This window comes from Silvanigrella paludirubra (assembly GCF_009208775.1).
In the GTDB taxonomy this organism is placed as follows: domain Bacteria; phylum Bdellovibrionota_B; class Oligoflexia; order Silvanigrellales; family Silvanigrellaceae; genus Silvanigrella; species Silvanigrella paludirubra.
Window position 1 is genome coordinate 1 of the sequence record NZ_WFLM01000006.1, and the last position, 14,406, is coordinate 14,406.

At 31.0% G+C, this 14,406-nt stretch carries 12 protein-coding genes and 1 tRNA gene; 6 read left to right on the forward strand and 7 right to left on the reverse strand.

Annotation, left to right across the window (positions count from 1 at the left end; translation table 11 throughout):
• The 3 genes from GCL60_RS15445 to GCL60_RS15455 all read right to left on the reverse strand — a co-directional run.
• Positions 1-364: hypothetical protein (locus tag GCL60_RS15445; RefSeq protein WP_153421579.1), on the reverse strand; the 364-nt coding region annotated here is incomplete at its 3' end.
• Positions 365-468: 104 nt separating this feature from the next.
• Positions 469-2,712: a choice-of-anchor D domain-containing protein gene (locus tag GCL60_RS15450; RefSeq protein ID WP_153421580.1), complete on the reverse strand. Its 2,244-nt coding sequence runs from the start codon at positions 2,710-2,712 to the stop codon at positions 469-471.
• Positions 2,713-2,780: 68 nt separating this feature from the next.
• Positions 2,781-2,930 carry a hypothetical protein gene (locus GCL60_RS15455; protein WP_153421581.1) on the reverse strand — a complete coding sequence of 50 codons (150 nt, stop codon included), beginning with the start codon at positions 2,928-2,930 and terminating at the stop codon, positions 2,781-2,783.
• Positions 2,931-3,511: 581 nt separating this feature from the next.
• Between GCL60_RS15455 and GCL60_RS15460 the strand changes: the two genes are divergently transcribed.
• Together GCL60_RS15460 and GCL60_RS15465 are read left to right on the forward strand one after the other, a co-directional pair.
• Positions 3,512-4,183, forward strand: coding sequence for a heavy metal response regulator transcription factor (locus GCL60_RS15460; protein ID WP_153421582.1), 672 nt, complete (start codon positions 3,512-3,514; stop codon positions 4,181-4,183).
• Between the two features lie 2 nt (positions 4,184-4,185).
• Positions 4,186-5,622: a heavy metal sensor histidine kinase gene (locus tag GCL60_RS15465; protein ID WP_153421583.1), complete on the forward strand. Its 1,437-nt coding sequence runs from the start codon at positions 4,186-4,188 to the stop codon at positions 5,620-5,622.
• A gap of 116 nt (positions 5,623-5,738) precedes the next feature.
• On the opposite strand, the gene GCL60_RS15470 is transcribed toward GCL60_RS15465, so the two are convergent.
• A tRNA-Gln gene (locus tag GCL60_RS15470) sits at positions 5,739-5,813 on the reverse strand.
• A gap of 210 nt (positions 5,814-6,023) precedes the next feature.
• Here GCL60_RS15470 and GCL60_RS15475 point away from each other — a divergent pair.
• On the forward strand, positions 6,024-7,139 hold the full coding sequence (locus GCL60_RS15475; protein ID WP_153421584.1) for a branched-chain amino acid aminotransferase: 1,116 nt from the start codon (positions 6,024-6,026) through the stop codon (positions 7,137-7,139).
• Between the two features lie 211 nt (positions 7,140-7,350).
• Entirely contained in the window at positions 7,351-7,890 is a 540-nt protein-coding gene (locus GCL60_RS15480) for a hypothetical protein (protein WP_153421585.1), read from the forward strand.
• Positions 7,891-7,896: 6 nt separating this feature from the next.
• Here the strand turns inward: GCL60_RS15480 and GCL60_RS15485 are convergent, their stop codons facing one another.
• The 3 genes from GCL60_RS15485 to GCL60_RS15495 are packed head-to-tail and all read right to left on the reverse strand — an operon-like array spanning position 7,897 to position 12,205.
• On the reverse strand, positions 7,897-8,853 hold the full coding sequence (locus GCL60_RS15485) for a flagellin (RefSeq protein ID WP_153421586.1): 957 nt from the start codon (positions 8,851-8,853) through the stop codon (positions 7,897-7,899).
• Positions 8,854-10,488 carry a methyl-accepting chemotaxis protein gene (locus tag GCL60_RS15490; RefSeq protein WP_153421587.1) on the reverse strand — a complete coding sequence of 545 codons (1,635 nt, stop codon included), beginning with the start codon at positions 10,486-10,488 and terminating at the stop codon, positions 8,854-8,856.
• Between the two features lie 28 nt (positions 10,489-10,516).
• Complete coding sequence (locus GCL60_RS15495) at positions 10,517-12,205, reverse strand: GspE/PulE/PilB domain-containing protein (protein ID WP_153421588.1); 1,689 nt, start codon at positions 12,203-12,205, stop codon at positions 10,517-10,519.
• Between the two features lie 147 nt (positions 12,206-12,352).
• Between GCL60_RS15495 and GCL60_RS15500 the strand changes: the two genes are divergently transcribed.
• Positions 12,353-12,946 (forward strand): TetR/AcrR family transcriptional regulator, encoded by a 594-nt coding sequence (locus GCL60_RS15500; protein WP_153421589.1) that lies wholly within the window; start codon positions 12,353-12,355, stop codon positions 12,944-12,946.
• Positions 12,947-12,969: 23 nt separating this feature from the next.
• Positions 12,970-14,394, forward strand: a complete 1,425-nt coding sequence (locus tag GCL60_RS15505; RefSeq protein ID WP_161998245.1) for a POTRA domain-containing protein — start codon at positions 12,970-12,972, stop codon at positions 14,392-14,394.
• Positions 14,395-14,406 lie beyond the last annotated feature (12 nt).

Consider the following 14,406-nt stretch of genomic DNA (forward strand, 5'->3'; position numbering starts at 1 on the left):
GATCTTCAAATCCATTCCCAATTACATCTCCTATTTTATATGATAGAGAAAATGCACCTGTTCTTGGATCTACAGATTGAGATAAATCTTTATAATTGTAAGCATCACTTACTGGCTTATTGCTATCCGCTCCGCCTTGGGTATTACTTGCACTTTGGGCATAAGCCTTAGTTCCGCTAAGCTCTGTACCTGCTGTTGATTTAGCTACTGTCTGAGTGCTTTTAGCACCTTCTGCTGAGCTATATACAACCGCTGTTAACTTAGATATCCCGCTCGCATATACATACGATTGAAAGGGACTTGATAGCATTAGACCAGTACTAAATAATGCTGTTACTTTATTTAAAACATGGTTTCTTTTCATTTTTTTTTATCCGTCTTAATTAAATTTCCAAAAAAAACACCTGCTAGAATTATTTTTACTAATTAACTAGCAAGTGCTAATTTATGTTATGCAATTATTTCTAATTACATATTGTCGTTAAGTTGCGCGTAGAAAGGGTTACCGAAGGAATCTACACCATTCATTTCAAGCATAAATGGTAAGTGCCATTGGTAGTTTCCAACCCAACTTGGCATTCCAGAGTCAGAGATAGAAGCAAAAGCATAATCATTTTTACCTATAGAAGTTAAAGTTAAATCTTGATTTTTATTCTTGCTTAAAGTTACGTAAGTAACGGAATCAGGTTTTAATTTACCAGATAAGAATTTTCCAGAATAGAACTCTCTTCTATATTGGTTATTTAAGAAAGTCTTTCTCTCACCTTGGTCAAACCAACCTAAATCAATAGAATATCCACCTTTAAAGTCAACCCCAATTAGTGCTGAGCTACGGTTCATGTTTTTGTTTGTTACACGAATTTGACTTACTTCAGAAGAACTTAATGTTGCATAAGTTTTAACATCTGGAGAAATTTTGAATAATCTGTAGTTATCTCTTGTAACAAGATCTCCACTATAACCATCCGCAACAATTCCAAATGTAAATAAGGAACCAGTATCAACACCTTTAAGAGGATTCGCTAATACAGCTAAATTTACTCTTCCAGCTTGGTTATCTTCAGTACTAATTGTTGTAACAGTACCATCTTTTTCAACATAAGAAATTTTAGCACCAACATCTAACTTTTGGCCATTAGCTTCAGTATAGATAAATTTAGCTTGTGTATTAGAAGGAATTGAAGAACCTTCAGTACATTTTGTAAAGTTATTTGCTGCAGATAAAATGGAAGTTGCGTCTGAACTAATTCCACCAGAAACTAGTTGAACTTGTGTACTTGCAACAACGTCTTCTAACTTAACAGAAATTGCTTTTCCTGAGTCATCAGTAGCTGTAAATGTAGGAACTAAAGGAATATTGTGTTTTCCATTTCCGTAAATTTCTTTTTTATTACATGAAGTATCAATTTGGATACTTTTTGAATTTACTTTATATTGAGACAAGTTTAATACATTTGCCGCAACTGTTTTATAATTGATTGTAGTAATTGCAGATTTTTTAGTAGTACCATCATTATAAGTAACTACCATAGCAACTTCTTTTTGCTCATCAATTTTATCAGAATTTAAAGAAACATCAAAAGTACAAGATGCATCTTTAGCTAATTCAAAAGATTTTCCGTCTACTGGTTTACATGTAGATGAATCTAATTTTATAGATAATGGTTTTACTAATGTTGGTAAAGTAACTAAAGTAGCTTTGCCATTTCCATTATTTTTAATTGTATAAGTACGAATTGCTGAATCTTTATTGATATTTGAAACTAAGAAATCAGCATAAGAATTTAAAGATAAGTCTGCTTTACCAATAGTTTGGTAAGAAATTACAGAAGGTATCGTAACAGGAACTAAATTTCCTTCTTCATCTACATCATTATAAGTAATTTGAAGATTTTGTTTCGTATCCATTAAATCTGCTGGAGCGAAAGTAACTTCAATATCACAGCTTTGACCTTTTTCTAGTGTTTCTTTACAAGTATTCCCTGTAATAGAAAGAGGAGATGCAAGATCAGCAATTTTAATTCCTGTTATTGCATTAGCGCTTTTATTTGTAATAGTTAAAGTTTTTTTGTCTGTTTTAGAAACTTCTGCTTTTAATTGAGCTAATGTAGGAATATCGAGAGTAACTTCCCCTTTTGCTAAATAATTTACATCAAAAGCTGTTGTTTTTGTAGCGGATGCAGATTCGCTAGAATAAGCAACAGAAATTGTTTCTTTACCGCTTGCAACTTCAGTTGGAGCAAAAACGATAGTTACTTGGCATGTTTCACCAGCAGCTAAAGTTTTATTTAAGCAACTTGTGTCAGCAACTGGATCAACTACAGGAGCTGGATCAACTACTGGAGTTGTTGCTTCAGATTTAGCAGCTTTTGCTGGTTCTACTGGTTTAGCAGGATCAACTACAGCAGGAGTTTCGGATTTAATTGTAATTAATCCGCCTTCAACGCCTGTAATTGTAATATTTTGTGCAGATTTAGAGCCTTCATTTTTAATTACTAATACTTGCTCTTTCTTGTCACCAACTTTAGCAACAACTTGAGGAACAGACATAGTAACTGTTAAGTTAGGTTGTTGATCTTGCGCTGGATTTACTTCTGGAGATTGTTCAGAAGCAGAATTAGAAGAGCTACCTTTATTACAAGAAATAGCAAATGAAGCACCTACTAAAGTTATAAGAGATAACTGTATAAGTTTTGAATTACGAATTGTCATTTAAAGTTTCCTTTTTGTTGTGAATGACTAATTAAAAAAAATTAATAAAAATTAAAATGTGAATTAAATTACTCTACACATTCGATAGGAGAAGGAATAAATTGATCGCTATTTGTAACAGATATTACTGAATTAGAATCACTATTTCCTGCTGTTTTTTTCTCGCAAGAAGAAATTAATACTGGAATAATCAAAAAAATAATAAATATTTTTTTCATCAATAAAAAACCCTTTCACCACAAACAACTAATTATATGAACAATTAATTGTTAAATTAAATAAATAAAGCATTGATATTCTGAATTACTCCTTCAAAAACAGCTCTTATCAATCTTTAAAAGCACAAATGATATTTAATTCATTATTGATTACGAAGTCGTTAAATTGAAGTTAAATGAAATGTAATGTAATAATTATAATTATAATCTTATGTAATCATTATAACAATAAAATTAAAAAAATATAAATATTACAATCAGATTAAAATTTTATTAAAGAATTATTTCAAATAAATCATAATTTACTATATAAACAAAGGAATAGTTTAAATTAATTATATTATAGATATTAATGTTACATTTTTATAGATAATAATGTTACATTAATACTGTATTTTAGATTAATTATTGTTTATAAATTAAACCAATAATAACAATAATTTAGAATAAGAGAACAAATACAATTGTTACATTTATTAACAATTTCAGAAATTTATTTAAAATTTCATGATTTTTGTCAAAATTTGAACATTGAATAGCAAGAAAATTTTGATAGTTATTAATTATAGGGGATATTTCCAATGAAAATTTTGATAATTGAAGACGCAGAAAAAACAGCGTCCTTTTTAAGAAAAGGTTTAACAGAAAAAGGATATGTTGTTGATGTTGAATCAAATGGTCAAGAAGGATTGGTTCTTGCTCAAGTAAATAGTTATGATCTCATTATTCTTGATGTCATGTTACCTCAACTTGACGGTTGGTCGATTTTAAAGGAACTTAGAGCTTCAGATAACAAAACGTACATAATAATGCTTACAGCAAGAGATGATACCGATGATAAGGTTAAAGGGCTTAATTTAGGTGCGGATGACTACCTTGTAAAACCTTTTGCTTTTTCTGAACTTGTGGCTCGAATTCAAACAGTTTTAAGAAGACAATCCTCTATACAAAAAGATATTATGGTATTTGCAGATCTTGAAATAGATTTAAATAAAAAAAGAGTATCTCGTGAAGGTAATAGAATTGAATTAACCCCTAAAGAATTTATGCTATTATCCCTTTTAATAAGAAATAATAGCGTTGCTCTATCGAGAAGTGAAATTTCTGAGAAAATTTGGAATATCAATTTTGACACAGATACAAATGTAGTTGATGTTCATATTAGACGCCTTAGAGCTAAAATTGATGATGGATTTAAAAAGAAGTTTATTAAAACGGTTAGAGGTATTGGTTACATGTTTGATGAAAGTTAGGAATGAACAAAGTATCTCTATTTTATAAAAATATTAAAGAGAATAATTTCAATATTAGTCTAACTATTTGGCTTTCATTCTGGTATTTTATAACTTGTATTATTTTGATATTAACTCAAAATTTTTTATTTAATAGTTTTATTTCGTCATTTTACAATCAAACTGAAAAAGTAACTCTTGAAAAAAATATACAAGAAATTGTTAGACTTATAGACAGAAAAGAAAACCCAAATCGCTCACCTTTTGAATGTTTATTTTTTGAAGTAAATGATAATCTGTTTTTTTTAGTAGAAGATGTTACAAACAGAAAAATAATATTTATCACCCCAGGAATGTTTAAATTTCTTTATTCTTTGCGAGAAAATCAAAACGAAAATTTAGTTTCTCCAGATGAAGAGATCAATATAAAACAAAAAAATTCAAAATACTTTTATTATGTAAAAAAAGAGATCGTACATAACAATAAAGTCCTTCATATTGAAGTTTTAGCTGATAAAACCAATCGTATATCCATCTTAACAAATTTTAAAAACCGCTCTAGCTTTATATCTCTTGCCATTTTAATAACCTGCCTCATTCTTTCGGTTTTTATATCTAAAATCATATTAAGCCCGATTCATCGAGTCGTTAAAAAAATTCGAAGCATTACTTCTGTTAACTTACATGAAAGAGTTGATAATGATTGGCTTCCTCAGGAAATAAAAATTATTAAAAACTCTTTTAATGAAGTTTTAGAAAGGTTAGAAGATTCTTTTCAAAGAATTAGCCAATTTTCTGATGATATTGCGCATGAAATTAGAACTCCAGTTAATAATTTAAAAGGAGAGATAGAAGTCGCTTTACAAAACAAACGAACTGTGCAGGAGTATGTAGATATTCTTCATTCTAATTTAGAAGAATGTCATAGATTAACAAGAATTATTGATAACTTAACCTTTTTATCACGCTCAGAAAAACACAATATTCATATTCAAGCGGAAGAAATAGACATTCATCAAGAATTATTAAATATGAAAGATCTTTATGATGGAATTGCAGAAGAGAAATCTATAGAAATTTCAGTTCAATGCGAAAAAGATATTCATTCTTACGTAGATAAAGTTTTATTCCAAAGAATAATTAGTAATTTATTATCTAATGCAATAACCTATAATAAACAAAATGGAAAAATTATTTTAATTGCTTTTTTAAGTGAAGAGTATTTAAATATAGAAGTAAGCGATACAGGAATCGGTATTCCAGAAAAAAGTGTGCCACATTTATTTGATAGATTTTATCGTATAGAAAAATCAAGACATACTTCTTCAAAAAATATGGGTCTTGGATTGTCTTTAGTAAAAAGCATGGTGAGTATGCACAAAGGAACAATTGAAATAAAAAGCAAGGAAGGCGAAGGAACATCCGTGTATATTAAGTTTCCAAAAAAACCATTAAATTAATTTGATAAAAAATAATGAAAGGATTTAAATTCTCAAACATAATAATTTTACTTTAAAGTAATAAGCGATCTTTTATTTGCTTAAGTTTTTTGGAGGAGTCATTAAAAGAAGAAAAGTGGCTGGGGCACTAGGATTCGAACCTAGGAATGACGGTATCAAAAACCGTTGACTTACCACTTGTCGATGCCCCAAGCAGCGGTGAAACCTGTATGCCAACCTTCAAAGATCTTGTCAAGCATCCAATGAAATTTTTTTCAAAAAATTTCTGGTAAAGAAACAAATCCCTACAATGGCTCTTACTTAAACGGAAAAACATGATAAATATTCCAGCGAGTCTCTATTTCTTACTTAAATGCCAAGAAATTGCTCGCCTCATCATCAAATCATGAAGGAAAATAAAAATGAATTCTTCTAATAAAAACATGATTAAAAATAAAGATTTCAAAATCATAAAAAATCTGTTGCCGAAACACAAAAGAAAAAACCCACCTTCTTTGAATGAAAACATAGCATTTGGAGCAATACCTACTAATCATATGCTCATTTGCGACTATCTACCTAGAAAAGGCGGATGGCAAACACCTGAAATTATTCCTTATAAAACTTTTTCCATGACACCTAACTCCGTTGTTTTTCATTATGGACAAACCATTTTTGAAGGCCTAAAAGCATACCGATCTGAGTCAAATGATAAAGAAATTTTCCTATTTAGACCTGATAAAAACGCAGCTCGTATGGCTCTTTCTGCCACCCGTATGGGTATGATCCCCTTTCCCGAAGATTTGTTCGTACATTGCATAAAAGAGCTTGTGAAAGTCGAAAAAGACTGGATTTTACCCTCCCCTGGCGCTTTATACATTAGACCTTCCATGATTCCTCTGGATAAGGGAGTATCCTACAGAGCCTCTGAAACCTATCGATTTTTCATTATTCTAAGCCCTTCTAAAAGCTATTTTTCAACAGAAACAGGAATCGCTGTTTATATTGAAAGAAATCTATCAAGAGCTGCTATTGGAGGTTCTGGAGAAGCAAAGTGTGGAGGAAATTATGCTTCTGCTTTACTTCCAATGCGCACAGCTAAAGAAAAGGGGGCTGAACAAGTATTATGGTTAGATTCCAATGAGCATAAATATGTGGAAGAAGCAGGAGCGATGAATGTAATGTTCGTATACAAAAATAAAATCGTAACCCCTGCACTAAATGGAAGTATTCTTCATGGAATTACAAGAATGTCTGTATTAGAAATTGCCAAAGTTTTAGGCTATGAAGTAGAAGAAAAGAGAATTGAAATATCTCAAATTTTATCTGATGCAAAGTCGGGCAAACTAACAGAAATGTTTGCTTGTGGAACGGCAGCTGTTATTTCCCCAATTACATGCCTTATTGATAAGGATGAAAAAATAATCATAAATAATGAGAAAATTGGTGATATTTCTTTACACATAAAAAAGAATTTAATTGGAATCCAAGCAGGGACAATTAAAGATACCTATGGCTGGAGATTCCCAATCGTATAATTGATATCATCAAATTTTATTAAAAATAAATTTGTCTAATTCACAACCAGTCAAATCTCCGACATACCCTTTTTAAAAATCTAAGTTATGAATCATTCATAGAGAAAAAAAATTATAATTTTTCTTCTCTATGAATAAGAATTCATAAAATTAATTGATTTATTTTAATATGAAATAAATCAAATAGACTAAATAAAAAGGAAATAAAACAATGAAAACAAATCAATACATACAAAAAACCCCGCAAGAAATTGCTTCAGAACTCTTTCAAGGCACTAAAGTAGAATCTGCTTTTGATAAAAAAGGAAAATTTAGTCATTTATTAGCAAAACTTTCCAAAAATGAATTTTTTAAATTATATTCACCAGAAACAACAGTAACTATTTTTATTCAAGGATTTTGGCTTCAATTATGTTTAAATGATAAAAATAAACAAATATTAAATAGAAAAACAAATACAATATTAAACTTAGAAATATACAATGATGAATTTGGAATAACCATTCTTGAAATGAAATACTTAGGGAAAAAAGTGGGAAAATTTAAATTTAAAAAGATCAGTTCTACCGATCTTCCATATACTACTGATGGCTACTACGCTATTGCCAGATCTGCTGTTAAAGTATTTTCTAAAATACAAAATAATTATAATTGGCAAAAAATAAATATATATAATTTTCCTGTTGTTCAAATAATACCTGAAGAAAATTGCTTTGAAATATTTGATTCAAATTTAGTAAATTTACAATAAAAATTATTATGAATTTTTGTCAACACCTTTAACAAGGGTTAAAATGTTTTGTGCGGAATTATTATTTCGCTGAGCAAGTAAACTTGTACTGGCTTGAACGAGAATCTTTGCTTTTGCTAAATTTGTTATTTCAGTCGCATAATCAACATCTCGAATTCTTGAATTTGCCGCAGCTGTATTTTCATAAGCAACATTAATTGTATTAAGAGCGGAAGATAAACTTGAAGTTGCTGCACCAAATTTTGCTCTAAATGATGAAATTTTTGAATGAGCTTCATCAAAACTCGCACCTAATTCTTTTTCATTACTTACATTAAAATTATCTAAAACATCATCAATAGAAACACCATCTTCTGCATTCGCTAATTTTTCTGCTGATTTTATTCCCAAATCATTTGGTTTTGTTTTCACATGATCTAAATCTTCTATACTAATAATACCTACGTCTTTTCCATCAGAAATTTTAGGAGCACTTACCCTTACATGAACTGAACTTGTAGTATAACCATTTCCTCTTCCAATTCCTTGATATTCAAAATCACTATCATCATCTGAACTAAATAATTGACGACCCATATGACTAGCAGTTGATGAAGTAGTTACTAAACTTTGATAATTTGCTTGATATTCTATAAATAAAAAACCGCGTTCTTTATCCGATAATGCTGGATTTGTTGATTGCGCAACTAACTCTTTTAATCGAATCACATTGTTAGATATTGCATTTAAATTTGATTCAGCTGCCTCTGTATATGAAAGACCATCATTTGCATTTCTTTTATAAACATTTAACTCACGCATTTTAGAAATAAGATTATCAGACAGAGATCTTTCAACAGGCATTGGTTCATTTCTAGTAAAACGAACACCTGTTGATAGTTTTTCAAGACTATTGTCATATTCTTTTTGGGCTTTGGCGATGTTTCCTTCTAAGTTAACACCACCAGTAATTCTGAGTCCCATTTAGCTAGCTTCCTTAACACCATTATTTTCAGCAGCATTATCATCTTGAATTTTGTTTGGAACAGAACTATCTATTTCAGAGAATTTTCCATCTTCTTTCAGCATGAGAACTTGTCCTGGAGATCCAATTTGTAAAGTAACGCCTGCTGTTAATAGATTTTTTAGATATTCACTTGCTAAAACGACTTTATCTACACAACTTGAAATATCTTTGCCAACTTGTTGCATTGATTCTAGCGTAGATCTTTCTGTGTCCAAATGTTTAAATGAGATTTCTACTTGATGCAATCCACTTGAGCATTGATTTGCTGCAACTTCAGAATCTGATTTTGCCTCACCTAAAGTAACGGCAACATGATGAACCCAATCATGAACTTGTCTAGCAACACTTTGAGCTTGTTCTAAATTACTTACAATTCCTAACAATTTTTTTACTTCTACTTGAATTGCAGCAAGACTACTTGTTCCAGCAGCAACAATACTTGTTAAACTTGTTTCCACCTGATTTACTAAATCCCTAGCAAAAGTTGCTGTTTCTGTAATTTTTCTAATTGTTCGAAACATTTCTCTTGTTCGAGTTTTGTTACCTTCTGATAGGTTTTTAGCAGTTCCAAGTTGGTCATCTAGACCTATAGCTTGTCTAGACAATTGGCCAATTTTTTCTCTTAATTCTTTTAATAAAGTATCGGCAGTATCTGCTTTTTTAACACCTGCTTCGATAACAGCATGACCTTCCCTAATGGCACCCATAGCACCTGATGTTTCTTCTTGAATAGCTTCAATTCTATCATAAATATCTCTAGTAGCTGTTGATGATCTCTCAGCAAGTTTTCTAATATCATCAGCCACAACTGCAAATCCTTTTCCTTGATCTCCAGCTCTTGCGGCCTCAATACTTGCATTTAGTGCTAATAAATTTGTTTGCTCAGAAATATCATCAATGACTTCAATTATGTTTCCAATATCTGAAACACGATTTGCTAAAATTGAAATTTTTTCTTGTACAGCATTCATCCGATCACGACCACCAATCATAGCAGAAGTAACACCTTGAATTGCCTCTCTCGTATTTTGAGAATGTTGAAAAACTTCATTCTGTAAAACTTGCGTTTTACTCATTAATTCATCCCAACTTTTAATCACTTCAGTTAACTGTTCTGTTTGATCTTGAAACGTATTAAAATCATGTAAAAGGTCAGATCCTAAACGCCCCCATGCACGACTTCTATCTGCTGTTTTTCTTGTTTCAGATAGAGAATGTCTACTCATTAATATGCTTTCTCTAATATAATCTGAAGTAACATTTAAAGTAACGATGCTTTCACCAATGGCCTGTCTTGTACTATCCAAATTAAAAGAAGCTCTTTGAATTTCTCTATCTTTTGTTTTTCTAAACTCTAATAAGTTTCCAAGATTATCTGTAACACCTGAAATATTATCTGTAATTTTTCTAAATTGTCCTTGTAAAGCTAATAATAGTTGTCGCTCTGCTTCAATATCTGTACTTTGAGAAAATGCAACTAATTCATTTAATCTTCTTATAGAAATAAGCAATTGCCTTTGAGCATTTAACATAGAAGCAATGCAGTCTGTAGCTGATAATGTTGATTCTGAATTGTTCAAATCATTTTCCACAAGACACCTCAAAATAAAATTAACAAAATTACGAAGCAGAATTATTCATTTTTAAAATTCTCTTTAATACAGGATCTAATGCAACCGAAATTGGATTCTCATTTTGATTCATAACAGATGATAAATCTCCCGAAGAAGAAAAGTCCTCACCAGTTATTTTATAAGCATTATTTTCATCAAAAGTAACATTCACATTATGTGAATTTAAAATTGAATTCATAATTTCTATCGCTTTATCTTTATCATTTATCAACGAAATTTTTATTAACGCTGAACTTGCAAGAGAAGATAATTGAGAAATTTGATTTTCATTCATTTCTTTATTGTTATTTACAATAGTTTCTTCTGAAATTGTTTCTTCTGAAGTAGCTGTTTCCAATGGAGCTTCTTCGCTTAATTCTGCACCTTCTTGTGGTGCTGTTTCCAATGGAGCTTCTTCGCTTAATTCTGCACCTTCTGTCGAAGCTGTTTCCAATGGCGCTTCTTCGCTTAATTCTGCACCTTCTTGTGGTGCTGTTTCCAATGGAGCTTCTTCGCTTAATTCTGCACCTTCTGTCGAAGCTGTTTCCAATTGAGCTTCTTCGCTTAATTCTGCACTTTCTTGTGGTGCTGTTTCCAATGGAGCTTCTTCGCTTAATTCTGCACTTTCTTGTGGTGCTGTTTCCAATGGAGCTTCTTCGCTTAATTCTGCACTTTCTTGTGGTGCTGTTTCCAATGGAGCTTCTTCAATTAATTCTGCACCTTCTTGTGGTGCTGCTTCCAATGGAGCTTCTTCACTTAATAAGTTTTCTTCTGGATTTTCTTGATTTGCTTCAGCAGGTTCTACTGTTTGATTTTCTTGCGACTGTAGAGCCTCAGAAGGTGGATTTTCTTCTGTAGATGGGGCAGTAGCTTCTTTTATTTCAGCAACAGGTGGGCTCATGGATAAACCCGCACCTTCTATATCTGGCTTATCTTCTACATCTAAAACACCAGCTGCAATTTCTCCGCTACTTCCATCAATAAAACCAATAGATGGATCGGGAGCTTTTGCAATACTATTCATCTCAGGAAATGAAATGTCTGGTGACGGCTCATCATCGCCTTTATGCCCTTCCGATTTTCCTGAAGATCCCATTTCTGAATTAGAGACAAAACTACTAACTTCGTCTGAATCATAATCGGATAAATTCGCCCCAGCAAAATCTTCTCCAATTGTAATTGCTTCTGCCTCGAAAGGAGCTTCATAACGCAAACCACCAATGACGCCTCTTGATCTTTCAATTACTGTTGTAAGTTTTAAATTCGGAATACTGACACGATATATTTTAGATAATCCTTCTGCAAGTTGAAAAACTGTTGCAGAAATTCCAATAATTCTCTTATTTAAAAAAAAACGGAGTTGTTGAATGGCTCCTCTGTCGGAGGGATCTTCTAAAGCAACATACAAAATAGAATTTTCTTCACCAAGACCAAAACAACTATAGTGAATGGCTAGATCTATAGGTATATAATTTTGATAACTCTCATCAAGCATAGATATCGCTTTATCAGATAAAGCATTAACTCTAAAATACCTTTGCAGATATTCTTGAATTTGCTCTGGCGAAGCGATATTTAAAGAACGTAATATACGAACAGGGTTTTCCCCTAGTTCTTTGCATGTTTTTCTTAAGGCTATCAGCTCTCCAGAAGACAGGTACCCATCTTGCTGCATAACCTGAAGCAAATCGTACATATGTCTTTCCTTAGACCTTAAGTTTCCTTTGTTTGTAAATGATTCTCTTGACTCATGGTACTTTGATCTTAAGCTATTTTAGTTCATGGGGGACTATCCGTTCCTTCCCAGATATGAAATTGACGATTTAAAACAGGAAATTAAATTATGAGCCGTTCCGACCTCGCTTCAGAAAGAAAAACCCAAATAATTAATGCAACGATTGAGTGCATTACACGCTATGGATATAGCAATTTTTCGATGCAAGATGTGGCGAGAGTTGCAGATGTATCTAAGGGTATAATTCATTATTATTTTTTAAATAAAGAAGATCTCATGATGACTGTTCTTGATCATGTGAGTGCAGACATTGAAAATCTTCTTCATTCAGGTGATTTAAACCCCGATCCAATAGCAAGGCTTTCTAATGTAATCTGGATGTGCTCAAGCGTTGTTCAAAATAAAAGAGAATATTATCGAATAAATATGGACTTTTGGACCCAAATAGACCAAAAAGAAAAAGTCCGCCAAGAAATAGCAAGTCATTATGCTAAGTTTAGAAATTCCATAGCCGTCATCATTCAACAAGGAATTTCACAAGGCGTTTTTCGAAAAGGAGATTCTGCTCAATTTGCCAGTATGATTATCGCCATGATTGACGGCATAGCTTTACAGTGGCTTTTTGATGAAGGAGTGTATAATTACGACGAAATCGTAAAGAATTGTGAAGAAGCTATTTTGAATTTTTTAGTAAAAAAGTAACATAATCAGGAAAATGAATTTTAGTGTACATTTGTAAATTAAAAAAATATAAAAAAGATATTTCCCTCCTTCTTGTAATTGCAGGTTCATTTTTTATATCTTTATTACACACAAATCCTGTATTTTCACAAGATATAAATAAAAATACAGAGCAAGAAAATTCTACAAATATTTCATATATAACTCCTAAAAAAGCGGAAGGTTTAATAATATCCTCAATTGATTTAGTTGGAAACAATAGAACAAATGATGATGTTATAGAAGACAACATTGAGCTAAAAGAACAAAATATATTTACTGTAGAGAAATTAAAAATTTCTCTACAAAATTTAAAAAATTTACAAGTTTTTTCTAAAATTGATGTTAAGTTAAGTTTAAACAAAAATAATCAAATCATAATAGTTTTTGAATTAGATGAAAAATGGACTTTATTACCTTATTTTTTAGCTGGGTCAGGTGGTGGCACATCGTATCTTGTTTTAGGTCTTTATGAGACGAATTTTATAGGAAGACTATATACATTTAATTTCACATATGGATGTAAAAACGATAATTGCTCTACTTTTGTTTATTTTAGAAACCCGAGTGTTTTAGGAAGTCGTTTTAATTTAGTTAATTATATGACTAGAGAACATAATATATTTCATACATATAATAAAAACAGAGAAGTAACTGGAACTTTTGCTAACAAAAGAGACATGCTTAATTTATTTACTGATATTAAAATTACACCAACTTTATTTCTAGGTTTTGGAGCTTTATACTTAAAAAATGACATCACTGATGATGGTATTAATTCTTCTGACACATTAACAAATAAAAAAAATAGTTATAATTCTCCCCCATCATCATCATCTGTTGCATTAGAAGGAAGGTTAACCCTAGGAAAAATTAATTATGATGGTATGAAAGTGGATGGAGTCAATTTTGTTTCTATTTTAGATACAACTGCAGAATCATATAAAGCACAAAATGATAATTATACATCTTTAAATAGCACATTACAATTTTATCATCCTAATATAAATTTAGGTTTATTTACCATACCTCTACCAAGATTATCTTATTTAGCAATACGAAGTAATATAAGTGTAACTTCAAGCGATGTTCTTTCTCAACAATATTTTATTGGTGGTCTAGATAAAATAAGAGGATTTTATGATGGAGAATTTTCTGGAAAATTCTCCTATTTTAGCAATTTTGAATTAAGAATACCTAGTTATGTTAATGATTATTTTGCTATTCAACACGCATTATTCTCTGACGTTGGATATGCTTCTAATACATTTCCTGATATGTTTTCTAACTACACAGGAGTGAGTGTCGGTACTGGAATCCGTATTTTACCATTAAAAGTAAACAGAGTTGCATTACGTATAGACTGTGCTTATACATTAAATCCGTTTCATACTTATGGGTTTAATTTTGGTTTATTACAATTTTTTTAGAAAATATTTTAC